At 45.8% G+C, this 24,323-nt stretch carries 18 protein-coding genes and 3 pseudogenes; 11 read left to right on the forward strand and 10 right to left on the reverse strand.

The window, feature by feature from the left end; genetic code table 11:
- From ACTHSN_RS10165 to ACTHSN_RS10175, 3 genes and pseudogenes are all read left to right on the forward strand, one after another.
- The coding region (locus ACTHSN_RS10165) for a hemagglutinin repeat-containing protein (RefSeq protein ID WP_440365300.1) at positions 1–3,087 on the forward strand (3,087 nt) is incomplete at its 5' end.
- Positions 3,087–3,581, forward strand: coding sequence for a contact-dependent growth inhibition system immunity protein (locus tag ACTHSN_RS10170; protein WP_019271746.1), 495 nt, complete (start codon positions 3,087–3,089; stop codon positions 3,579–3,581). The genes ACTHSN_RS10165 and ACTHSN_RS10170, both read left to right, overlap by 1 nt.
- Before the next feature lie 43 nt (positions 3,582–3,624).
- A pseudogene (locus ACTHSN_RS10175) lies at positions 3,625–4,170 on the forward strand (hemagglutinin repeat-containing protein); the annotation flags it as partial.
- Between the two features lie 171 nt (positions 4,171–4,341).
- Here ACTHSN_RS10175 and ACTHSN_RS10180 read toward each other — a convergent pair.
- Positions 4,342–5,021, reverse strand: a pseudogene (locus tag ACTHSN_RS10180) (IS5 family transposase); the annotation flags it as partial.
- 699 nt (positions 5,022–5,720) lie between these two features.
- Here ACTHSN_RS10180 and ACTHSN_RS10185 point away from each other — a divergent pair.
- From ACTHSN_RS10185 to ACTHSN_RS10205, 5 genes are all read left to right on the forward strand, one after another.
- Complete coding sequence (locus ACTHSN_RS10185; protein WP_049323310.1) at positions 5,721–6,608, forward strand: ParA family protein; 888 nt, start codon at positions 5,721–5,723, stop codon at positions 6,606–6,608.
- Positions 6,605–7,879 carry a ParB family protein gene (locus ACTHSN_RS10190; RefSeq protein ID WP_234396211.1) on the forward strand — a complete coding sequence of 425 codons (1,275 nt, stop codon included), beginning with the start codon at positions 6,605–6,607 and terminating at the stop codon, positions 7,877–7,879. Before ACTHSN_RS10185 ends, ACTHSN_RS10190 begins: the two co-directional genes overlap by 4 nt.
- A 250-nt stretch (positions 7,880–8,129) precedes the next feature.
- Positions 8,130–9,137, forward strand: a complete 1,008-nt coding sequence (locus ACTHSN_RS10195) for an IS5 family transposase (RefSeq protein ID WP_107810383.1) — start codon at positions 8,130–8,132, stop codon at positions 9,135–9,137.
- 366 nt (positions 9,138–9,503) lie between these two features.
- On the forward strand, positions 9,504–13,544 hold the full coding sequence (locus ACTHSN_RS10200) for a helix-turn-helix transcriptional regulator (RefSeq protein ID WP_083290069.1): 4,041 nt from the start codon (positions 9,504–9,506) through the stop codon (positions 13,542–13,544).
- Positions 13,545–13,730: 186 nt separating this feature from the next.
- Positions 13,731–14,099 carry a rhodanese-like domain-containing protein gene (locus tag ACTHSN_RS10205; RefSeq protein WP_070461580.1) on the forward strand — a complete coding sequence of 123 codons (369 nt, stop codon included), beginning with the start codon at positions 13,731–13,733 and terminating at the stop codon, positions 14,097–14,099.
- Positions 14,100–14,166: 67 nt separating this feature from the next.
- On the opposite strand, the gene ACTHSN_RS10210 is transcribed toward ACTHSN_RS10205, so the two are convergent.
- Positions 14,167–14,943 carry an SDR family NAD(P)-dependent oxidoreductase gene (locus ACTHSN_RS10210; protein WP_070461567.1) on the reverse strand — a complete coding sequence of 259 codons (777 nt, stop codon included), beginning with the start codon at positions 14,941–14,943 and terminating at the stop codon, positions 14,167–14,169.
- On the opposite strand from ACTHSN_RS10210, the gene ACTHSN_RS10215 reads away from it, so the two are divergent.
- Positions 14,924–15,889: a helix-turn-helix domain-containing protein gene (locus ACTHSN_RS10215; protein ID WP_159068523.1), complete on the forward strand. Its 966-nt coding sequence runs from the start codon at positions 14,924–14,926 to the stop codon at positions 15,887–15,889. The genes ACTHSN_RS10210 and ACTHSN_RS10215 overlap by 20 nt on opposite strands.
- A 135-nt stretch (positions 15,890–16,024) precedes the next feature.
- Here the strand turns inward: ACTHSN_RS10215 and ACTHSN_RS10220 are convergent, their stop codons facing one another.
- The 4 genes from ACTHSN_RS10220 to ACTHSN_RS10235 form a co-directional block, all read right to left on the reverse strand.
- Positions 16,025–16,243, reverse strand: a complete 219-nt coding sequence (locus tag ACTHSN_RS10220) for an alcohol dehydrogenase catalytic domain-containing protein (RefSeq protein ID WP_199900406.1) — start codon at positions 16,241–16,243, stop codon at positions 16,025–16,027.
- 47 nt (positions 16,244–16,290) lie between these two features.
- The gene (locus ACTHSN_RS10225) at positions 16,291–17,808 is read right to left on the reverse strand and encodes an ABC transporter permease/substrate-binding protein (protein ID WP_070461569.1); all 1,518 of its coding nucleotides are present in this window, start codon (positions 17,806–17,808) and stop codon (positions 16,291–16,293) included.
- A gap of 101 nt (positions 17,809–17,909) precedes the next feature.
- Entirely contained in the window at positions 17,910–18,734 is an 825-nt protein-coding gene (locus ACTHSN_RS10230) for an ABC transporter ATP-binding protein (protein ID WP_070461570.1), read from the reverse strand.
- Positions 18,724–19,584 carry an SDR family oxidoreductase gene (locus ACTHSN_RS10235; RefSeq protein WP_070461571.1) on the reverse strand — a complete coding sequence of 287 codons (861 nt, stop codon included), beginning with the start codon at positions 19,582–19,584 and terminating at the stop codon, positions 18,724–18,726. The genes ACTHSN_RS10230 and ACTHSN_RS10235 overlap by 11 nt, the downstream gene beginning before the upstream one ends.
- A gap of 262 nt (positions 19,585–19,846) precedes the next feature.
- On the opposite strand from ACTHSN_RS10235, the pseudogene ACTHSN_RS10240 reads away from it, so the two are divergent.
- A pseudogene (locus tag ACTHSN_RS10240) lies at positions 19,847–20,029 on the forward strand (hypothetical protein); the annotation flags it as partial.
- A gap of 218 nt (positions 20,030–20,247) precedes the next feature.
- Here the strand turns inward: ACTHSN_RS10240 and nadC are convergent.
- The 4 genes from nadC to ACTHSN_RS10260 form a co-directional block, all read right to left on the reverse strand.
- Complete coding sequence (gene nadC, locus ACTHSN_RS10245) at positions 20,248–21,129, reverse strand: carboxylating nicotinate-nucleotide diphosphorylase (protein WP_107769070.1); 882 nt, start codon at positions 21,127–21,129, stop codon at positions 20,248–20,250.
- A 134-nt stretch (positions 21,130–21,263) separates the two neighbouring features.
- Complete coding sequence (locus ACTHSN_RS10250; RefSeq protein ID WP_070461574.1) at positions 21,264–21,740, reverse strand: hypothetical protein; 477 nt, start codon at positions 21,738–21,740, stop codon at positions 21,264–21,266.
- The gene (locus ACTHSN_RS10255) at positions 21,737–21,982 is read right to left on the reverse strand and encodes a hypothetical protein (RefSeq protein WP_070461575.1); all 246 of its coding nucleotides are present in this window, start codon (positions 21,980–21,982) and stop codon (positions 21,737–21,739) included. The genes ACTHSN_RS10250 and ACTHSN_RS10255 overlap by 4 nt, the downstream gene beginning before the upstream one ends.
- Positions 21,983–22,100: 118 nt before the next feature.
- Positions 22,101–23,039, reverse strand: a complete 939-nt coding sequence (locus tag ACTHSN_RS10260) for an NUDIX hydrolase (protein WP_070461576.1) — start codon at positions 23,037–23,039, stop codon at positions 22,101–22,103.
- A gap of 155 nt (positions 23,040–23,194) precedes the next feature.
- Here ACTHSN_RS10260 and nadA point away from each other — a divergent pair, with 155 nt between their 5' ends.
- Entirely contained in the window at positions 23,195–24,307 is a 1,113-nt protein-coding gene (gene nadA, locus ACTHSN_RS10265; RefSeq protein WP_070461581.1) for a quinolinate synthase NadA, read from the forward strand.
- Positions 24,308–24,323: the final 16 nt, after the last annotated feature.

Consider the following 24,323-nt stretch of genomic DNA (forward strand, 5'->3'; position numbering starts at 1 on the left):
AGCAGCCTGAAAGCTGGCGGAGACATCAATATCCGCAGCCGCGAGGGCGACATTACCGTCCAAGGCAGCAACATTACCGCGGGCGACACCATCCGCCTCGATTCCGCACGCGATATCCGGCTGCAGTCGGCCCAAGACAGCCAACATCAGGACGGCAAAAACCGCAATGCCGGCGTACAGGTCGGCGTCGGGGTTTCCGTCGGTGCGCAAACCGGTGTCTATATCTACGCCGAAGCCGCCTACGGCAAAGGCAAAAACCGCACCGACAGCCAAACCCATCAAAACACCCTATTGCAGTCCGACAAACTGCAGCTCAGCAGCAAGGGCAATACCGTGCTGAACGGTGCCCAAGCCCATGCCAAACGCATCGACGCCGATGTCGGCGGCACATTGCACATCGAAAGCCCGCAGGACACTGTCGAACAGGAGAGCAAACAAAGCGGCGGCGGCATCCGCGCCCAAGTCGCCCTCGGTACCGCATGGAGCGTATCAGGCAACTACAACCAAAGCAAAGCCAACGGCCACAGCCGCAGCGTCGGCAGCCAAAGCGGTCTCTTTGCCGGCGAAGGCGGCTACCACATCACAGCCGACAGCGTCCGGCTTAAAGGCGGCGCCATCGCTTCTGCCGCAGATAAAGATCACAACGAGCTCACCGCCCGCAGTTTCAGCTTTGAAGACATCCGCAACGAAAGCAGCTACAGTGCCCAAAGCATGGGTATCGGTGCCGGTTACGGCGGCAGCCTGAAAGGCAGCGACGGCTTCAATCAAAGCGCCTTTGGTCGTGCGTCCCAAACCGCCGGCCAGAACATGAACAAAGGCCTCAACTACAGCCCCACCCTGCCCCAGCATGAAAGCGGCAACAGCCAAGGCTATACCCGCTCCGTACTCAGCGAAGGCAACATCACCATCGGCGGCAAAAAAACCAGTGCCCGCGCTCTCGGCATCCATACCGACCCGCAAAACGCCCACCGCAGCGCCGAAGCCGTCCCCGATCTGCAAAACCTACTCGACAAACAGCAAACCATTGCCCAATCGACTGCCGCCATCCACAGTGCCGTCGGCACCTATAGGGGCAACCGTGCCAAAGCCGCGACCCAAGAGCTGGAAAAACAACAGGCCGCTTACGAAGGCCGTCTGAAAGAACAAAACGACGGCAGCTACGAACACTACCTCAGCCTAAGCAACGCACAACGGCAGCAGGAGATGCTGGCCCATTCCCCCGCCTACGCCCAAGCCTACCAAGAAGCCCGAAGCTGGGGCATAGGTGGTAGCAAAAGCCGTGCGCTTAGCGCCGCCGAAACCCTGATTACCGGCGCCCTGGGCGGACAGGGTGATTTACAGCTGGCGGCCAATACGTTGGCGCCGTATGCTGCAGCCGCCATCGGTAAGCGCTTCGGCCACGGTGAACACAAAAACGAAGCCGCGCAAGCAATCGGCCACTTTATGCTCGGTGCCGCCTTGGCCTACGCCAACGGCGCCGACCCGCTGGCCGGCGGCAGCGCTGCCGTTGCTGCAGAACGTGCGGCCGGGTATCTGGCCAAACAATACGACGACGGCAAGACCGCGATTGACCCGACAACGGGGAAATTCAATCCCAACCTTTTACCCGAGCACATTAAGGAAGAGATCAAAGCGCAGACCGGGGCGATTGCTTCGGTGGTGGGTGCGGCGGGCGGCAGTCTGAACGGCAGCGGCAGCACCAACGGCAACAGCAATGCCCTGTTCAATGCACAGGTAGGGGGTGTGCTTGGACAGAATGCGGTGGAGAATAATCTGCTTAACAACGAAGACAGAAAAAAATACGATCTTTTAACAGAGAAAATTCTCAACCATACAGCAAGTAATGAGGAAAAGGCCGAATTTGAGCGGCTGGCTGCTAAAGACCAAGTAAGCAATGAGTTATATAGAAAATATTATTCAGACCTTCATCGAAAAGATGGAAAAAAAGACCTGACAACCCAAGAAGCAGCTAGTTTGCGATCCTATCTAGACATCATCTATGATGATCAGAAAATTCTTGATAGAAAAATTAAGAATGATCTCTATCAAGGTAAAGAAATCTTGAGAAATGGAGAACCTTATTATCCGTTTTGGCTAGCCAAAAGAGATAGAAAAGTCAGAGAACATTGGAATAACTCTTGGAAAGAAATCCAGGATGCCCGAGGAAAGTATAAAACCGGTTTGGCTACTGTTAAGCATTTCTTTTTATCGGAAGGTCGTCCGATAGGGAAATACGAGAAAGCTTGGAATATCCTTGAAAGGGATAAAGCTTATGCCGATAGTTTTGAAGGCAGAGCAGCAGCCTCCACCGCACAAGGCATTGCTTTAGGTTTGGAATTTACCACTCGAGGACGTTATCTGATGATGGCTATTGGTGGAGCACAAGCCAGTTACGGAACTTATCAAATCACACAGGGAAACCTTGAGCACGGGAAAGCCAATTTCTTTTTAGGTGCCGGAACAATGTTGGGTAGTGTCAGTCTTGGTGGGGCTTCGGTTAAGAAATCTCCGTTGGCAATCCACGAACCGATTCCGGCCGGATATAACCGACCGCCGACCAGCTTGGATGTTAATGCTGGGCGCATGGCTAATCAATTTTCAACTGCACATCAGAAAGTTACGGATTTAAATATCTTATTTGCCAAACCAAGTAAAACCGTTTCTAATTCAAAAGTAGGTATCCAATGGAATAATGGTATTGGAAAGCAAGGTATGCCATGGGAGAATTATGTTGGTAAAAACCTTCCCTCGGATGCTCGACTACCAAAGAATTTTAAAACTTTTGATTATTATGACTCCCGTGATGGCTTAGCCATTAGTGCTAAGACATTGGATACACAAACAGCATCAAGGATGCTCAAACCAAGACAAATTTATAGTACTTTAAAAAATTATATTGACAAAGCTGCCAATTTTAAAACTTACTCTCTTTCTAGTGTTAAGTTAAATGCTGATACAATTACTCGGAGAGAGATACATTTAGCTATTCCAGCCCAAACCACTAAAGAACAATGGCAGCAAATCAACAAAGCGATAGAATATGGAAAGACTCATGGTATTAATGTTAAAGTAACGGAGATTAAATAATGGAAGATAAGTGCGAAAATAAATATTTTGCAAGTTTGTATGCAAATGAAAAAGCGTTCATTGTGCAAACAGAATCCGGATTTAGGTTGTTAATGTTAGACACCTTATTCCCACCTCATATTTTGTTTCCGGATGTCGATAACAATCTGCTTGGTCAAGCTGTTTTCCAGGCATTAAAAAATAGTCGAACTTTTGAATATGGGAGTAAAGAATATAAAAATTTTTTCGATCCGGTACAAAGAGTTCAACGCTATAACCAATGGGTTGATCATATACGAGAAACACTGGGGTATAAAACCAAATTAGCTTTTTTTAGAAAGATGATGATGTGCAGCATTAAAATGGATAGCAAGGAAATCGTAATTTCCCCCAATAAACATATCAGATCGGATGCGTGGGAAGGCATTGATGGAAAAGATATAATCATACCCGTTGACAGAAACTACTCGGAAATTGGACAAGGAGCAAAACAAGCTCTAAGTTATTGTAAGTAAGTATATACGTAGTGCATAGGCCTGTTCCCACAACATACTTTTAGTGGCCGACGCCGTCAAAAACCAAACCGGACAGCAAGGCGCTGTCCTCTTGTCCGTTGAAGCCGGTTTCGGCTTTAAAACCGCCGGCAAAGAGCAAAACCAACACTACCGCCAAAGCCGGCAAAGCAGCCTGAAAGCCGGCGGCGACATCAATATCCGCAGCCGCGAGGGCGACATTACCGTCCAAGGCAGCAACATTACTGCGGACGACACCATCCGCCTCGATTCCGCGCGCGACATCCTGCTGCAGTCGGCCCAAGACAGCCAACATCAGGACGGCAAAAACCGCAATGCCGGCGTACAGGTCGGCGTCGGGGTTTCCGTCGGTGCGCAAACCGGTGTCTATATCTACGCCGAAGCCGCCTACGGCAAAGGCAAAAACCGCACCGACAGCCAAACCCATCAAAACACCCTGCTGCAGTCCGACAAACTGCAGCTCAGCAGCAAGGGCAATACCGTGCTGAACGGTGCCCAAGCCCATGCCCGACGCATCGACGCCGATGTCGGCGGCACCCTTTTTGAAGACCTCCGCAACGAAAGCAGCTACAGCGCCGGCAGCATGGGTATCGGTGCCGGCTACGGCGGCAGCCTGAAAGGCAGCGACGGCTTCAATCAAAGCGCCTTTGGTCGTGCGTCCCAAACCGCCGGCCAGAACATGAACAAAGGCCTCAACTACAGCCCCACCCTGCCGCAGCATGAAAGCGGCGGCAGCCAAGGCTATCCCTTCCAACAAAGGCGACAGGTGTTTGCACTCATGGGTATTGGCGGGAGTGATGTGCAGTTTCCTGATACAGCCTTCCTCATCGGTGCGGGTATGTTGTTTGTAACCAAGTTTGTAGAGGCCGTTTTTCTTTGTCCGGCGGGCATCTTTATCTTTGCTCGGTGTGGTTTGTCCACTGACTTGTCCTTCCTCGTCGACTTCTATGGCCTGGCGCTGTTTGCTGCCGGCGGTCTGAATAATGGTGGCGTCAATGACGGCGGTGGATGCTTTCTCTATTTTTAGGTTTTTTTCGGTCAGTTGGCAGTTAATCAGTTCCAGCAATTCGGACAGGGTGTTGTCTTGCGCCGCCGGTTGCGGTAGCGGCACAAGGTGCTGTAATCGGGGATGCTCAACTCGTCGAAACGGCAAAACAGGTTAAAGTCGATGCGGGTGATAAGGCTGTGTTCGAGTTTGGGATCGGAGAGACTGTGCCATTGGCCGAGCAGGACGGCTTTGAACATGGACAACAGGGGATAGGCGGGACGGCCGCGGTGGTCTCTAAGGTAACGGGTCCTTTGACGGTTCAGGTATTGTTCGATCGGCTGCCAATCAATCACTTGATCCAACTTCAATAGTGGGAAGCAGTCGATGTGTTTGGCAATCATGGCTTGTGCGGTTTGTTGGAAGAAGGTGCTCATGAGAAATCCCCTAAATGTCTTAGTAGGAATTTAGGGGATTTTTGGGGGATTTTGCAAAGGTTTCAGCCAGTATATCTACCTTTATAAGTTGATAATAATTACAGAATATACAATGCAACCAGGCAATAAGGTATGCGGAAATAAAAAGGCTCAACGAATATACTTCACTTTTAACAGATAAAATAGTTGTATAAGCAATCAAATAAATCATAACAATTTGTTTGATATGATATCTGTGATAATGCTGCTGGTAAAGGGGGAAGGATTGACGGGAAGAAGGCCGTCTGAGAGATTGAATTTGGGCAATTCAAAATCTTTGTCCGTCCTATTCCAGCCTGCTATCAGTGATAGAGTGACAGTCTGTGAGTTGAAGGTACTTGGTATCGTACTGGCTACTTGCTTCCTGCTCTCTACCCTATTCCACTAACCAATAATTAAGTGGTAGAGGTACAGCCAAATTTCTCTTAAAACCTATTGATTTCATACTAAAAATTGGAGTACTATGAGCACACTCTCTAGAGTATCATTGATTCTCATTTGACATATAGGAACAATAAGCGGAATTTGTAGAAGAATAGGAAAAAGGAAAATAATTTATATTATGTTAAATTTCCTATTAAAGATGATTTAAGCATATTCTTCGCGTCTTGAATTGCCTCTTCTCGCTGACGTTGTTCCTTGATTATACAAGGAAATATTATGTCCGCACCCGTAATATTGTCTGCGGCCGCTACCAAAGGCGGCGTAGGCAAAACAACACTCATTGCTAATGTCTCTGGCGTTCTCGCTGATATTGGACTCCGCGTCCTAATGATCGACTGCGACGTTCAGCCATCACTGTCTAAATACTACCCAATAAGCCACCGCGCTCCAAATGGTATTGTCGAATTGCTTCTCGGTGAAAATACCGAAGAAGTCATCCGCTCAACAATATCCAATACCGTTTTCCCAAATTTAGACATCGTTATTTCCAATAACATTTCTGCTTTTGTCGAGACTGAAGTAACTTCTCGTCCCGATCGTGCCTTTTTGCTGAGAAGCAAACTGCATTCACAATACATACAGAATAACTACGATGTGGTTTTGATCGATACTCAGGGTGCAGTCGGCCCTCTCTTGGATACAGCTGCCTTCGCTGCTACATGCTTGCTTTGCCCGATTATGCCTGAAGTTTTGAGTGCCCGTGAGTTTCTCACTGGTACCCAAGAACTTCTGAAGCGACTGCAAAAAGGCGAAGCAATGCGCATCCCCATGCCTCAATTACGAGCCATCATCTACGCGCAAGATCGTACCAATGATGCGAAATTCATCGCATCCTCTATCAAAGACTTCTTTAGTAATACCTTAGACGACAGACGTAAATTGCTGAGCGTAGCAGTTCCTGCTGCCAAAGCATATAAGGAAGCCACAACGTTACGAGTTCCTGTTCATTGCCATGAGCGTAAACAGCTTGGAAAGATGCTGCCCGCTTATGAAATCATGCACCGTATTGTTTATGAGATTTTCCCTGGTATCGAAAATAAAAAATTGCGTGGAAGCTGTTTCAACGACATGACCAGCCTGCTGCAAGAGGAGGTACAGTCATGAATCTGGGCCAAACCAAAGCAGCTTTGAGCCTACACATCGGTACACCTGCACAGACAAATATGAGTTTTGGCCTCGAGGATACTCCTTCTCAGGGCATGTTAATGTCGTTGCCAATCAGCGAGATCGATTTCTTTGACAAAAACCCACGCCGTTTACATGATGTTTCCAGCTATGAGGCCATCAAAGAGTCCATTCGTTCTTCAGGTATTCAACAACCGGTACACGTTACCCAGCGACCTGGTGAAAGTAAATATGTACTGGCACAGGGTGGTAATACCCGTCTCAAAATCTTGCGCGAACTCTTGGAAGAAACTGGCGATAACCGCTTCCGTATGATGCCGTGCATTTACATCCCCTACTCTGACGAAACTACATTGCAGGTTGCGCACCTTGTTGAAAACGAACTGCGTGCTGAAATGTGTTTTTGGGATAAAGCCTGCAAATACGCCGAAATTCGCGATATTTTCCAAGATAAATCTGACTCAGGGAAACTTTCTTTGCGCGAACTGGAGGTGATGTTTTCTGATAAAGGGCTTACGGTTTCTCATAAAACTCTAGGACTGTTCTTTTTTGCTTCTGATAACTTACAGGAGCTTCAAGAATACGCATTCAAACTTTCCCATGCAAAAGTTGAAGAAATTAAAAAACTTCACTCTACCCTGTTCTCAATTTCTAAATCAATTCAGTTGGACGACTCTTTCCAATATTTATGGTCAGATGTGCTGGATCAGTGGCATAACCAATATTCTGCAACAGAGTTAGACGTACATGAGCTTTGTCAGTTTGTACTCAACAAATTCAAATTTGAATATGGTACTGAAGCCTTTCCTGAAACAGAAAATTTATCTGATAAGAATAAATCTGAAACAGCTGTCAAACAAGATGTCAATTTGCATCAAAAAGAAGCATCTGAAAATAACACTGAGTCAGGGGATTCATCTATTGAATCTGTGCCAGCTAAAGAAGATAGCCCAGAGACTGATGCAGAGGATGAGCTGAAAGGAACTGAACAGACAGGGTTCGAAGCCCTGGATGTTCAGAATCATCAGGTTACTTTGGATCAAACTAGCAAAAAACTGTTTTCTGCGGTTCGCAAGTTGTTGGCCAAAGTGAACCTGTCTGATTGCTTTAAAACCCACAAAGACTTCGCATACGGTTGGTATGTCGAGTATCCAGCATTTGAGCATATTTCAGGATCCAGTGCCGAAAATGCAATCTATGCTATTGATGTTTTACATGAGGAAACCGGCAATGTTTTTACATTCCTGTAGAAGCTTTGCGGTATCGATACCTTCATGTTTGATGTTGGCGATAGCTCAAATCCCCTGCTTTCGCTGAAAAATGATTCAAAACTTCGTATTGCATACGAAGACCCCGACAAATACGACGAATATACAAACTGAGGCATTGGCAACAAAGAGAACATCATTGCCTCTGTGTTGAATTGGCAGACAAATAGAGACCTTTGCAAAATTCCCCAAAATCCCCTAAATTCCCACAAAGACATTTAGGGGATTTCCCATGAGCACCTTCTTCCAGCAAACCGCCCAAGCCATGATTGCCAAACACATCGACCGCTTCCCACTATTGAAGTTGGATCAGGTGATTGATTGGCAGCCGATCGAACAATACCTGAATCGTCAAAGAACCCGTTACCTTAGAGACCACCGAGGGCGTCCCGCCTATCCCCTGTTGTCCATGTTCAAAGCCGTCCTGCTCGGACAATGGCACAGCCTCTCCGATCCCGAGCTCGAACACAGCCTCATCACCCGCATCGACTTCAACCTGTTTTGCCGCTTTGACGAACTGAGCATCCCCGATTACAGCACCCTATGCCGCTACCGCAACTGGCTGGCGCAAGACGACACCCTGCCCGAATTGCTGGAATTGATTAACCGACAACTGACCGAAAAAGGCCTAAAAGTAGAGAAAGCATCCGCCGCCGTCATTGACACCACCATTATTCAGACCGCCGGCAGCAAACAGCGCCAGGCCATAGAAGTCGATGACGAAGGACAAGTCAGCGGCCAAACCACACCGAGTAAAGACAGCGATGCCCGTTGGATAAAGAAAAACGGGTTATACAGACTCGGTTACAAACAACATACCCGTACCGATGCGGAAGGCTATATTGAGAAACTGCACATTACCCCCGCCAATGCCCATGAGTGCAAACACCTGTCGCCTTTGTTGGAAGGACTGCCCAAAGGTACGACCGTCTATGCCGATAAAGGCTATGACAGTAAGGAAAACCGGCAACATCTGAAAGAGCGTCGACTGCAGGACGGCATTATGCGCAAAGCACACCGTAACCATCCGCTGACGGAAACGCAAACCAAACGTAACCGGTATTTGTCGAAGACCCGTTATGTGGTCGAACAGAGCTTCGGTACGCTGCACCGTAAATTCCGCTATGTGCGGGCAGCCTACTTCGGACTGAGCAAAGTGAGTGCACAAAGCCATCTGAAGGTGATGTGTTTGAACCTATTGAAAGCCGCCAACAGGCTAAGTGCGCCTGTTGCCGCCTAAAAGGCGGCCGGATGCCTGATTATCAGGTATCCAAGGGGGATTAAGGGGGTATTTGAGTAGAATCAGTGGATATTTGAAATGAAAACAGCCGAAAACCTGTGTTAGGTTTCGGCCGTCGGGTAAAAGGGAGTTTTTGCAAAGGTCTCAGTCTATGAATTGGGTTGTAATCGTAAACCTAAGAGATATCTAAAGACTTACAAGTGCTATTTTTTGAAAAAGAAAAAGTCAAGCAGACTCAGATGCTTGACCTTTTAATTCCTCAGAGTTAATCTGTATTGTGTAACGCTACACAGTATTGGCGTATCGTTAGTGTTACAAAATATACGCAGAAATGCATTTGATAAACCCTTAAATAAGGAACTAAAAATGATTGTAAAACATCCTGGCTTAAGAATCAAAGAAGAGTTATTACCTAAAGGAATGACGGTAACAGAAGCTGCAAAATTGCTAGCAATTGGTCGACCTGCACTATCTAATTTCTTGAATGGTAAAGCAATGTTGTCACCTAACATGGCTCAGCGGTTATCAAAGACCTTTAACTTCCCATTAGATCAATTAATGCAATGGCAGGCTGAGTATGAAGATGCTCTAATTCAACAAACTGAAGCTCCTGCAACTCATATTTATGCTCCTCCTTTTTTAGATATAAAAGCAAATGATATTGAAAATTGGGTCAATACTTGCGAAATTTCATCAAGATCACGTTTATCTGTTTTTTTGAGAACACTGATCCACTCAACGAGCGAAAAAATAACTCAAATTGATTTTCCTGGAAATGATGATTCACAACGACCTGGCTGGGATGGTTGGATTGAGTCAAATGAAGCAACTCCGTGGATTCCTGATGGTAATTCAGGCTGGGAATTTGGTGTTAATAAAGATATTAAGGCCAAAGCTGATAGTGATTTTGATAAAAGCCTTAAGGCTCACCTTTCAGATTCTAAAAATATAACATTTATTTTTGTAACACCTCGTCGCTGGCCTGGAAAAAATAAATGGGTTCAGCAAAAGAAAGCTCTTAATAAATGGAAAGATGTCAGAGCATATGATGCAAGCGATCTTGAACAGTGGCTAGCTCAGTCATTACCAGCACAAAGTTGGCTGGCAAATGAAGCAAAATTGCCTACACAAAATGTAGATTCCTTAGATAGTGTATGGCAAGAATGGGCAAATGTGTGTAATCCAAGTTTAAATACGTCTTTCTTTAACAAATTAATTAAAGTATATGAAGAAAAGATTTTGGATTATTTATCCAAACCGCCCCAAAAACCTTTTTACATTGCAGCTGATTCTAAAATCGAAGCAATGGCATTTTTGTCCGCCCTGTTTTCAGATAAAAAATTTATTTCTTATAGAGATAATTGTCTAGTATTTAAAGAAGAGAATGTCCTTTCTCGTCTTGCTCAAGGCTCTAAGAGTTTTATTGCAATTACTGATAATAAAAACGTCGAAAAAGAGCTGGCTCAATATTCGCAAAAGATTCATGCCTTTGTTGTTTACCCTAAAAATACTCTAATACAAAATATTGATCTAAAACTTGAAATTTTAGATTCAGTAACTTTTCTTCATTCATTAGAAGAAATGGGGTATTCCTATGATACAGCACAAGAATTGGCAAAAAAATCCGGTTATTCATTAACAGTCCTGCGACGACAGCTGTCAAAGAATGAGGCTATTCATAAGCCTGAATGGGTAGATAGTCATAATCAAGTTCTTATTCCATTTCTATTTGCTGGAGGATGGGACAGTTCTAATCAATATGACATTTCTATCCTAGAAGCTTTATCAAAAAATTTACCGTATGAGTCTTTAGAACAAGAGTTTCAAGTAAGCTTGCTTCTTAATGACTCTCCCGTTTGGGCAGTAGACTCACATAGAGGAGTAGTATCAAAAATCGATTTGTTATTTGCTATTGCACCCTACATTACTAAAGCAGATTTAGAGCGCTTCTTTGACAGCGCTAAATTAGTTTTAGGAGAAGATAATCCTGCCTTAGATTTGCCTAAAGATCAGCAATGGCAAGCTAATATATATGATAAAAAGCGTCAGCATTCTAAAGGCTTGAGAGATAGTATAGGGGAGATGCTTATTTTATTGGCTGTTCATGGTAATGAATTATTTAAAAATAGATTAGCTTTTAATTGTGAGGAAGCAGTAAATAAACTCGTGGAAGAATTATTCTCTCCACTTAACTTAAGAGTATTGCTTGCACAAGCATCTGATTTCTCAGTGTATGCAGAAGCGAGCCCAAAAGTATTTTTAAGTATTATAGAAAACGATTTGAAAACTGATAAGCAATTCTTAGAGCTAATGCAACCTGTTTCTACTGATATTTTCTCTTCACCTAAGTATACTGATTTGTTGTGGGCATTAGAGAAATTAGCTTGGGATAAATTAACAGTTGCTAGAGTGGTAAAAATTTTGGCTCAATTAAGTCAAGAGGAAATCACTGATAATTATAGCAACAAACCTTTTAATTCATTATCTGGAGTTTTTAGAGCTTGGTTACCTGCTACAAATATCAATACGCAAGAACGTATTCAATTATTAAAAGAGTTAGTTAGAAAATTTCCAGATATCGGTTGGCGAATTTGTATTAGCCAATTTCCAAGTACATCTGCTCAAACAGCATTTCCAGCTAGTAAATGTATTTGGAGGAATAATTGTGCTCAAAATACAGTAACTGAACAAGATGTTTATGATTTCTGGAATGCCTCAGTAGAAATAGCATTAACTTGGGCAAGTCATACATTTGAACAATTACTTGATTTAGTCAATCATATTCATGGTTTAACACCTAAACAGCAAAATAAAATTTGGTTTCTTATTAAAGATTGGGCATTAAACCAAGCTACAGAATCTGAGAAAATTACCATGCGAGAAAAACTTCGCACGACTATTTTATCTAAAAGAGCTAAAAGAGATTCTAATAGAATTATGTTTACGGAATTGGGCAAGCAGACATATGCAGCATTAGAACCCAAAGAACTAATAGATAAATATTTCTGGTTATTTAGATCTCATTGGGTAGATTACTCTACTGATGAGATAGAAGATGATCCAAATATGAATTTTGAAGAAAGAGAAGGAATTATTAACCAAAATCGTGTTGTCGCGTTAAAAGAAATTTTACAAGAAAAAGGACTTTCAGGAATTCTAGAATTATCTTTAAAAGGAGATTGCGCAAGTACGATAGGTTTTCTTCTAAGACGTTTTGTATTTTCATCAGATGAGGAGTCAGTACAATTAATTAAATTGGCTCTGGAGTCTTTTAAAAAAGATGCTCACATTAATTATAAGAACATTATTCGGGGATTGTTATCCGAAAGTGATGATAACACCTCTTTATTTGAAACCCTTTCTGGGTATTTAGATGATTCTGGTAAAGTACAAGTATACTTACAGGCACCTTTTGATTCACAGGTATGGAGCTTGGTTGAGTCTCTAGAGAAACATTACCAACAAGAATATTGGGAGCAAATTGTTCCATCATATTGTCAGAATATAAATGAAGCTGAAAATGCCGTAAGATGTCTGCTGTCAGCAAACAGACCTCAAACTGCTTTTTTATATATTAGTTTTAATCTAAAAAAAATATCTCCTAAAGTTATTTTTGAGATTTTAACAGCAATGCTTTTACCAACAGCAAAAAATGAAAATAATCCACCAGATAGTTATCGGTTAGGAGATGCATTTTCTCAAATTTCTGATTGTGAAACTTTGAGCTTAGAACAAAAGGCGAATTTAGAATTTTCCTACATAGTGGCTTTAGCACCTTATGGAAGAAAAAGTGAAAATTGTTCAATCAAAAGTTTAGAAAGATATTTAGAAGAACATCCTGAATTTTTCGTTCAACTTATCTCAAAACTTTATAAAAGAGATGATGGATTAGAAGATGAAAATGAGGCTGTTAACACGCAATTAGTTAAATATTACCGGTATACTTTAAATGCCTTAAGCCACATACCGGGCGAAGATAATTTAGGAAAAATTAATCCCGAAAAGCTTGAAGGATGGGTAAAACAAGCAATTAACCTTGCTGAAAAGCATGGACGTAGAAATATCGTTGAATATTTTATTGGTAAGTTATTAGGCCATTGCCAAAATGGAGAAGATGGGATTTGGCCTTGTGAAGGTGTACGTGATTTAGTTGAAGATATACATTCTAAAAATATGATTGAAGGAATGTATATAGAAAAACGTAATAGCAGGGGAGTTACAAGTCGTTCATTTGGTGATGGTGGTGCTCAAGAATGGAGAATATTCGAACAATATCAAGATTGGCGTAGACAATTAGCTATTACTCATCCGTTTGTGGCCGATGAGTTACTTGGTCAGTTGGCTAAGTCTTATAAAAATGAAGCTGAAATGTGGGATAATGAGCATCGATTAGATATGCATTTATGATGAATTAGGGATATCTAGGCGTTTGTGCAGCTAACTTTATATGGAAGGCCGTCTGAATACTAAATTTCAGATGGCTTTTTCGTGTAAAAGTGCGGTCAAAATTTTAGATATTTTTCATGATTGTTAATTTAATAAGATTCCTAAACCTATAAGACGATTATTTTCTATCTAATTGGAGATTGAATGATGAAAAAATTATTTACAGCAGTACTTTCTGCGGCAGCGATTGCTGTACCGTTTTTGGCTTCTGCGAATACTGCACCACAAACAGAACAAAGCGCAGTACAACCAGAAAAAGCAAAAAGTGTTTGGATTGATGTACGTTCAGCCGAGGAATTTAACGCAGGTCATTTACAAGATGCCGTGAATATTCCGCACGATCAAATCCTTGCACGTATTCAAGCGGTTAGCCCAGATAAAACTGCGCCCGTTAATCTCTATTGCCGCAGTGGTCGTCGTGTAGAAACCGCATTGACCGAGTTGAAAAATGCTGGCTACACCAATGTGACCAACCATGGTGGATATGAAGATTTGGTGAAAAAAGGATTGAAATAAATATCACATCTTTAAAAACAAAAATCCCCTCGCATAAAGCGTTAGGGGATTTTTTATGATAAAGAAATTATTTCTTCTCCATCGCCATTTGCGACATTTTTAGTACCAAATGGCGTGGTAGGAACGGAATGATCCAATCCAACATAAAACGCAGTTTTCCTTCGTTAAATGCCACCAATTCGCCGCGCATTATCGCCTTGTGGCCATACTGTGCCACGGATTGCGCAGATTTTGCGTTATCCCAGGCGGCCACGCCCTGCAAATTGCCTGCAGCCACAAAGCCCGTTGCCACTGCGCCCGGGCAAAGTGCCGTAACTGTCACACCACTTACAGACACTTCCTGTGCTACGGCTTGACTGAATGAAGTTACGAAAGCTTTGGTGGCGTAGTACACTGCCTGATTAGGGACGGGCATAAATGATGCGGTGGACGAAACATTCAAAATTCTGCCTGACTGTTGCGCTAACATGGACGGCAGATACAGTCGGGTTAACGACATCAGCGCGATAATATTCACTTGCACCATATGCATTTCATCTGCCAAATCCCGCTCGGCAAACTTGCCATGCCCGCCCAAACCTGCATTGTTGATCAGATAATCGACTTGAATACCTAACGCCTGGGTTTGCTCAAAAATGCGTTCGGCAGCATTAGATTCTGCTAAATCGATAGCAATAACGTACGCTTTAATACCGAATTGTGCGGTCAATTCTTCGGCAATTTTATTTAACTTGTCTTGGGAGCGTGCGACCAAAACCACATTGTCGCCTTGCTGTGCGTGAATTTTTGCCAATTCCAAACCAATGCCGCTCGATGCGCCTGTAATGAGTGCTGTTTTTACCATTTTGTTTACCTCTTGTTTAATTTATGGTGGTATTTTATGGTATAATTTTGTTGAATTAAAAGTAAAAAATGGCTTATTTATGGTAAAAAACAAACCTTTTATCCAAAATATCACATCGGAAGACGAAATCGGTCTGGAAATTTGCACTGCACAAGTGTTTTACCAAAGTGAAACAGCAGCAGATGCAGCCATTAAAACCCAACTTGAGCAACAACACCGCTTTGAATATTTTGTGTGGATTTGGGTGCAACAGGGAGAATGTCGGCACATTTTGGACTTTGCCGAGATGGTACAGCAAACAGGCGAATGGCTGCTGATTCGCCCTAAGCAAATTCACCATTTTACAGGTGTGGCAGACTGGGACGGATGGGGAATGTCCTTTGCGCCACAAATACTGACCTCCAATATTTCGGACAAGTTGAGACAACTGCCATCCCAAGGCAAGGTGGCGCCGCAACACGTGCCTTTGCTCACCCAGATGATGCATACCCTCTCTGATTTACGCTATGCGGACGATTTGGCGCAATCGGCAAAAGCCGAGCTGGTACAGCAGCAACTCGGTGTATTTTTAACTTGGCTGTCGTCGGTGTATTCGCCGCAAAACGCCCTGCCCGACCTCCCAAAGCAGCGTTGGCAGGCATTTTGTGCGTTGCTGGAAACGCATTTTTCCACACAGCACCAACTGGCGTTTTACGCTGATGCGCTTTCATGTCACGAAAAAACACTGAACCAAACCTGCCGACAATATGCGGGGCTAACAGCAAAACAGTTCATTAATCAAAGAATTTTATTGGAAAGCAAGCGATTGTTGGCTTATACGAAAGTGTCCGTCAAAGAAATCGCGTGGCAACTCGGCTTTGAAGAGGCTACGCATTTCGGCAAATTTTTTAAGAAAGAAATGCAGAAAACACCGTTGGCATTTCGCAAGGAATTTCAGCAGTCGTAGCCTAGTTTCAATAAAGCTGCCGTTGATATTCAATGTATTTAAAGTCAATGATGATTCAAATATAAAAGGCCGTCTGAAGAATTTCAGACGACCTTCTCTTTATCAATATCCATGAAACCAATTCAGACCACTGTTTTATTCTAAAGGCGTCACTTGGCCTACACATTTAATGCCCAAGATACGCGGAAACTGGACAGACAGCGATTTGCCTTCGCGTGTGAAAATCTCGGAATGGTTGATGCCGAAGCCTTTGATTTTTACCAGTGACCAACTCTCTTTGATATCAGGTGTTGGCACGTCTTGATAAATCAGTTGCTCTGGACCGCCGGCTTGATAGATTTTTACGGCTTTCATAATACCTCCCTAAGAATCTGATGCTTTCAGGTAGCCTACTGCCAATTTTACTTTCCTAACAACCCATTTTTCTCCAAATACTCCCGCGCTACGTTTTCCGCGCTTTCGCCTTGCACTTTCACGCGGTAGTTCATCTCACTCATTTCCTCTTCGCTAATTTTTCCCGCCAGTCGGTTAAGTGCGGTCACAATTTGAGGATTTTTTTCAGCAAATTCTGCTTTCATCAATGGCGCACCCTGATAAGCAGGAAACAGGGAAATATCATCTTTCAGTAGGCGCAATTGATATTGTTTCAATTCTGCATCGGTGGAAAAGGCTTCCACTAGGTCGATTTTGTCATTCAACAATGCCGTATAGCGTAAGGCAGGTTCCAAGCTAACAATATGTTTTAGCGTGATACCGGCTGCCTGCATGCCTTTATAGCCATCCGCTCGGTCGATAAATTCCAGTGAGAAACCTGCTCGGATATTGGGCGCTACCTGCTTCAAGTCGCTGATTGTCTTCAGTTGGTGCGATGCACCGTAGCTTTCTTTGACCGCCAACGCGTAAGTGTTCTGATAAGACATTGGTGGCAGAAACTCTAGCTGATATTGTTCCGCCAATAATTGTTTGCCCCGTTGATAGGTTTCATCTGGCGACAGATGGCGGTTCTTCTGTTCAGTTGGTACTTGTACTAAGGCTTCCAGCACTGTGCCGGTGAATTCAGGATAAATATCGATTTCGCCACTATTCAGTGCGCTAAACAGGAAAGTAGTTTTGCCAAAATTAGGTTTGACTGTGACTTTCACGTTCGAATTCTCACGTTCAATCAATAATTTATACATGTTAATCAGAATATCCGGCTCACTCCCCATTTTGCCGGCAACCACCACGTTTTTTGTAGCAGGTGTAAATGAAATCTGAGACAGACCGAGTGCGCCGAAGCCCACCACCAATGCAAGAATAATCGGCAACTTGCGTCGTGATTTCTGCAACAGCCCGATAATGCCGCTTACACCGACAGCCAATAATGCGGAGAGCAATGCGCCGGTAAACGTCATTGTCATGTTGTTGCGATCGATACCGAGCAGAATCAGGTTGCCCAAACCGCCTGCTCCGATTAACGCCGCCAGAGTTGCCGTGCCGACAATCAGCACTGCCGCCGTGCGAATGCCCGAAATCATGGCAGGCAAAGCCATCGGCAGTTCAATCCGCCACAATGATTGCCAGCGCGATAGTCCGAATGCGGTGTACGCATCTTGAATCGATTGGTCGATTTGGGTCAGCCCCAAATAGGTATTTTGAAAAATAGGCAACAGCGCGTATAGCGTGAGCGCAATCAAGACGGGCGGCGAACCGATACCGACAAACGGAATCAGCAAACCCAGCAGCGCCAAAGACGGAATGGTTTGCAATATATTGGTAAACTGCAATACCGCTTCCGCTGCCCGCTGTCTGCGCGCAAACAACACGGCGGCAGGCACCGCAATTGCCACTGCCGCGAGCAAAGCCAGGCCGGAAAGCCATAAATGCGTAAGCAGCATTTGCCAGAGTTCTGCCAGGGTAACGTTTAGGGATGAGAACATAGTTTTAAATTTTATGTTTAGTACGTTGAATAATAGATGTTTATGTTTGCTTTACAGCAAGGTATTAGCGCCTTGAAAGAGGTTTCAGACGGCCTTCACCATCATAACACTGCCCTTCTCACAGCTTCCTGTCCCTGTTTATCCAACCGTAAGAATTGGTGGATGATGCGTTCGGCATCGGGTGCATCGGCGGTGGAAAACAGCGATTGCACATAATCATTTGCCGGCTGCTTTTTGATTTCTTCAGGTGTGTCGATTTGTACCAGTTTGCCATTATGCATTACACCGATACGGCAAGCGAGTTTGGCGGCTTCCTGCATATCATGGGTAACGAAAACGATAGTGGTGCCAAATTTTTGGTGAATCATAGCAATTTGGTCTTGCAGCACGGTGCGTACCAGCGGGTCAAGTGCTGAAAACGGTTCGTCCATCAGCAGAACTTGAGGCTTGGCTGCAATGGCTCGCAAAATACCGATGCGCTGCTGTTCACCGCCGGAAAGTTCGTGCGGATAGCGGTCGCGGTAGTGCGCAGGGTCAAGTTCCACCAGCTCCAATAATTCATTCACACGCGTTTTGCGTTCGGCTTTCGGCCAGCCCAGTACGTCAGGCATGAGTTCGATATTTTCCGCGACGGTCATGGTGGGGAAAAGTGCGATTTGCTGCAATACGTAACCAATTTGGTGGCGGAGCTGGCGGATGTCGTAGTCTTTAATCCGTTTCCCGTGCAGATAAACGTTGCCATCGGTCGGTTCAATTAGCGCGTTAATCATGCGTAAAGTGGTGGATTTGCCGCTGCCCGAGCTACCTACCAACACGAAAAATTCACCCTGATAAATGGTCAAATCCAAATCGCGCACAGCATATTTGCCGTCATAATGCTTGCCTGTGCCACGAAACTCGATAAATGGGACAAGATTATTTTGCATATTGTGCCTTTACTACGTCTTCAAAACTAATCGGTGCGCGTCCCAACAACTGCGGCAGGTCGTCTGAAACGGTAGCAAGCTCGCCTTTGGCAATGGCAGTGTAGGTAGAAACCCAGGCTTCAATCTGCCAATCGGGCGTGTCAGGATACTCAGCTTTGCGGCTGGCGAAGGCTTCTTCCACAGTTTCATTGTGGTAGCAGTGCGGTTTGCCGGTGATTTCGGTTAAGACGGCGGCTATTTCAACAAAACTTAATGATTGGGAACCGGTCAGCGTGTAGGTCTGATTGTCGTGGCGGTGGTTGCCGTATGCGATGTCGGCGATAACGTTTGCCGCTGCTTGGGCGACATCGCGCTGTGAAATGCAGGTAACGCGCCCGTCGTCGGCTGGGCCTGCGATGATGCCGTCTGCATTAGCAATTGTTGCCATCATCTCACTGTAAAAATTGTCGCGCAGAAAGGTGTAGCGCATATTTGTTTGCCGGATTGCATTTTCGGTAACCGCATGAGTACGCGCCAGCGTGAAGGTGCTGTCCAACGCCGCTTGAGCAAAAGAGAGATAGACAATATGCTTCACGCCCGCTTCCGAAGCAGCCTGCACCAAAGTCAAATGCTCCTGTTCGCGCATCGGACTTTCGGCGGCGGACACCATAAACAGCACGTCCACCCCATTTAAAGCCTGCTTAGCAAGCTCCAAATCGCCATAGGCAAACCGTCGCGCCTCGCAGTTCGTGAGATTGGGCGCTTTGGCGGGGTTACGCAGCGGCAGGATAAGCGGCAGGCCGCATGTGCTCAGATGACGGGCGACCATACCGCCGATGTTGCCGCTGGAGCCAGTGATGGCTAGATTCATGTTGTTTTCCTTATGCGTTTTCTAAAGAGATAGCTTTGCTGTTTACAGGGTTTCTGTAAAACCATGTGCATGCTGCTTTTTGAGTTTCAGGTAGACTGAATAGATTCAAGGGATGGTTTATTGATGGTTATTATTGTAGCAGTTTTCCTACATACGATAAGCCGCAAAAGACTTACTTGATTATTAAGCTGAATAATACCGCAGGGCGATTTTTCAGGTATATTACGACCAAGCAGGTAATGGAAAACAGGCAGACCCCGACTATATGCGCTGGCAGCCTGTTGCAGTATGGGATGCCTACCTGCGCTACAAAATCGGCAAAAACCTGACTGCCGAGCTGGTGGGCAGCAACCTGACCAACCGCTACTACCTCGACCCGATGAGTCGCTCTTACCTGCCTGCACCAGGTAGGACAATCCGTATTGGGATAACTGGAAAATGGTAATGATCAATTAATCATTTTGGGAGTAAAAAGCCGTCTGAACATTGGGTTTCAGACGGCTTTTTACATGATGGCTTAGTTATGCCCTACTCTTTCATGTTATATGAAGGTTGAAGCTACCCTGCATAATTTTTATATCTTCTGCTTTGGAAGCAAAAAGGCTGCTTGAAAATGAAACGTCTATATTTCAGACGGCCTTTGCTTTATAGCAAACTCGAAATTTAAGCCACGAAATCCAAACCTATATCCAACGAATGGCTGCTGTGGGTCAGATAGCCGAGGGCGATGCCGTCCACGCCGGTTTGCGCCACGCGCTTCAGTCGGTCGAAGCCGATGCCGCCCGATGCTTCGCAATAGACGGTGTGGGGGTGGGCAGTTTGCGTGTGGCAGCGGTTTGCCGCTTTTTTCAGGGTTTCGTCGTCCATGTTGTCCAGCAAAATCCGTTCTGCGCCCGCCACGATAGCTTTGTCCAGTTGTGCCAACGTGTCCACTTCGATTTCCACGCAGGTCAACGGTCCGACTGCTTGCTTTGCCTGCCGTACGGCTTGGGCGATGCTGTCACAATAGGCAAGATGGTTGTCTTTGATGAGGATGGCGTCGTCCAAGCCCATGCGGTGGTTCACACCCCCACCTGCTCTGACGGCGTATTTTTGCAGGACGCGAAGCAGTGGGATGGTTTTGCGGCTGCACACGATGTCCACATTGTAACCGGCAACTTCGGCTACTGCGCGAGCGGTAGCGGTGGCGATGCCGCTTAAGTGCGTGAGGTAGTTGAGCGCGGTGCGTTCGGCGGCGAGCAGCGCGCGGGCGTTGCCTTCGATGGCAGCCAGCGTCTGACCTGCGCGGACGGCTTGTCCGTCTCGGATTTCGGCTTGGAAGCGGACGGACGGATCCATCGTCTGAAAGGCGAGGCGCGCCAAGTCCATGCCGGCGATAACGCCGTTTTCGCGGCTGACGAGGAAAAGTTTGGCGGTTTTATCGGGGGCGATGACGGCGGCGGACGTAATGTCGCCGCGCCTGCCCAAATCTTCGCTCAAGGCTTGTTCTACCATGGGGCGCAATAGGGTATCGGGCAGGGGGAAGAGGGTGTTTTCAGACGACATGGGGTTTCCTTTGTTGAAAAATATTGATGTTGTACCGATGGGGCAAAACTTCATTTTATAGTGGATTAACAAAAACCAGTACGGCTTTGCCTCGCCTTAGCTCAAAGAGAACAATTCTCTCCGGCGTCATCTGATTATTTTGAAATTGCCATTTCAATGACTTGCTCAACATAGTTGTTTTCCAAATCAATTACGTCTCCTTTTCTTTGTTTTGATATTTTTAATTCGTCATACGCGTAAAAAATAGCAATTTTTTTCCCTTCACAAAATAAATGTCTGTCGGATTTATTCATCATATACATACTTTCATTCCTTACGATGCCTTCACCATCTATAAAACTAAAACTATTCGGTATATTTCTTCGTTCCATTCCCGCTTCATATATTGACGATATCACTCCGGAAACGCTTCTGGTGATAATCTGTCCGGAATCAATATTACTCCACCATTCCTCTGATGCAAATAAGCCTTTGTCTTTTTTGATGCCAAAGATACTTTCGTCATTTAATGATAATAATCTTGTCTTTTCAATAAATTCTTTTTCTCTTTTCATGACTTTTTTAAAATCATAGATTAAATACATATCATCATCCAAAATCAAATAACTCATTTTACGTCTCCAATTTTTTCAAAATAAATAATCTGTTTCTCAAAAGTTTCTTTACCGCCAGATTTCCCCAGCCCTGTATTGACTACCCCTTTTCCTTTATTCACATGTGGTTTTCCTTGGCCTTCAAGCTTGAATTGCACTTGTGTTTTTTCAGTCCATCCCTTATTTGTGCGAGGTAAATCTGGAAAAAGTTTGCCTGTGGCTGAGTTGCCTGTGGTGCCAATCTTTTTTAAAACTTCCATAGTTCCTGGTAAGGTGTTCAAGCACCAAGTGAATCGGTTCCGTACTATCTGTACTGTCTGCGGCTTCGTCGCCTTGTCCTGATTTTTGTTAATCCACTATAGGTCGTCTGAAAACGGGCTAACGGCTGCCCAGCGGCAGTCCGATATCAGAAATCAGCTGTTCGGGCAGAACGTCATCTCGGAAGCGGTAAAGCTGTGCAGGACGGCCTTTACTACCTGATACGCTGGTATCTGACGGCTCGATAAGGTTCTGCTGCTGAATCTGGCGGCGGAAGTTTTGCTTGTGCAGCAATCTGCCGCTGATGGCTTCGACGCTGTTTTGCAGTTGCAGCAATGTAAATTCGGGCGGCATCAGTTCAAAAATCACGGGGCGGTATTTGATTTTGGCGCGCAGGCGGGACAGGGCGGTCGCCAGTACGCGGCGGTGGTCGTGGCGCATGGGCTGCCCCGTGAGTGCGAAGTCGAAGTTTGCCTGCGGCTCGGCGGCTTCCACTATCAGGCCGCTTTCATACAGCATTTCATAGCGTTGCAAAACGTATTCTTCCGACCAATTTTCAGGTTCTACCCCCCAGCACAAATGAATGCGCTTGAGCCGCTTCTGTCGCACTTCCTCCGTATCCGCCGAGTTTGCCCAAATGCGCAGGCGGCTGACGATGGTATCGCGTAGCCCGCCGTCGGTGCGCAAATCTTCCCACGGAAAATAGCAGTAGCAGTCCTGCCATTTAGCATCCGGGTGCAGGATGCTGTCGGCGGCCTCGCGCACCAGCCCCAGATAGCTGACGTACAAGACAGGCAGGCCTTGCTCGTTTTGACGGCGCGTATCGACAAAGGTGTAAAGCTGTTCTACATAACCCATAGGCTGAGATGTCTGCTTGGCGACCCACATCCTGACCCCTGCCTGCAAGGAGTGGCGAAGCGGAGCAAGCAGGCCGTTGGGCAGCAGCGCTCCTTGGGCAACGGTCAAAACCCTCAAGCTGCCGTTTGTAATGGCGATCAGTACAGGAACCAGTTCGACGATACTTTGCGTATTGGCCGCTGTTTCAGGATAGGCATCCATGCGTGGCTTTCATTCAAGAGAAAACCTTATTGTAAACCAAAGCGGTTTTCAGACGACCTTGCATATTATACTCAATTTGAGCATAATATAAAACTATTTCAAAATATAAACGGCAAACCTTCATGCCGTCTGAAAACCAGCTACAAGGAAACATCATGCAAACCGCCGCCCGCCGCTCGTTCGATTACGATATGCCACTCATCCAAACGCCGACTTCCGCCTGCCAAATCCGTCAGGCATGGGCGAAGGTTGCCGACACGCCCGACCGAGAAACAGCAGGCCGTCTGAAAGACGAAATCAAGGCTTTGTTGAAGGAGAAAAATGCGGTCTTGGTGGCGCATTATTACGTCGATCCGCTGATTCAGGATTTGGCTTTGGAAACAGGCGGATGCGTGGGCGATTCGTTGGAGATGGCGCGTTTTGGTGCGGAACATGAAGCCGATACGCTGGTGGTGGCGGGCGTACGCTTCATGGGCGAGAGTGCGAAAATCCTCTGCCCTGAAAAAACGGTGCTGATGCCTGATTTGGAAGCAGAATGTTCTTTGGATTTGGGTTGCCCGGAAGAGGCGTTTTCAGCGTTTTGCGACCAACACCCCGACCGTACGGTCGTAGTGTACGCCAACACTTCCGCTGCCGTAAAAGCGCGTGCCGACTGGGTGGTAACGTCTTCGGTGGCGTTGGAAATCGTGTCGTATTTGAAATCACGTGGCGAGAAGCTGATTTGGGGGCCCGACCGCCACCTCGGTGACTACATCCGCCGCGAAACGGGTGCGGATATGCTGTTGTGGCAGGGTTCATGCATCGTCCATAACGAATTCAAAGGGCAGGAGCTGGCGGCGTTGAAAGCGGAACATCCCGACGCCGTGGTGCTGGTTCATCCCGAATCGCCGCAAAGCGTCATCGAACTGGGCGATGTGGTCGGCTCGACCAGCAAACTACTGAAAGCCGCCGTATCGCGCCCCGAAAAAAAATTCATCGTGGCGACCGATTTGGGCATCCTGCACGAAATGCAAAAGCAGGCGCCCGACAAAGAATTTATCGCCGCACCGACGGCGGGCAACGGCGGAAGCTGCAAAAGCTGCGCGTTCTGCCCGTGGATGGCGATGAATTCGCTGGGCGGCATCAAATATGCCCTGACAAGCGGGTGCAACGAAATCCTGTTGGATAGAAAGCTGGGCAAAGCCGCCAAACTGCCTTTGCAGCGTATGCTCGACTTCGCGGCAGGGCTGAAGAAAAAAGATGTGTTCAACGGCATGGGCCCCGCTTGATTTGCCGTCAATATTG

The organism is Neisseria sp. P0009.S010, assembly GCF_051958545.1.
Taxonomy (GTDB): Bacteria; Pseudomonadota; Gammaproteobacteria; order Burkholderiales; family Neisseriaceae; genus Neisseria; species Neisseria subflava_A.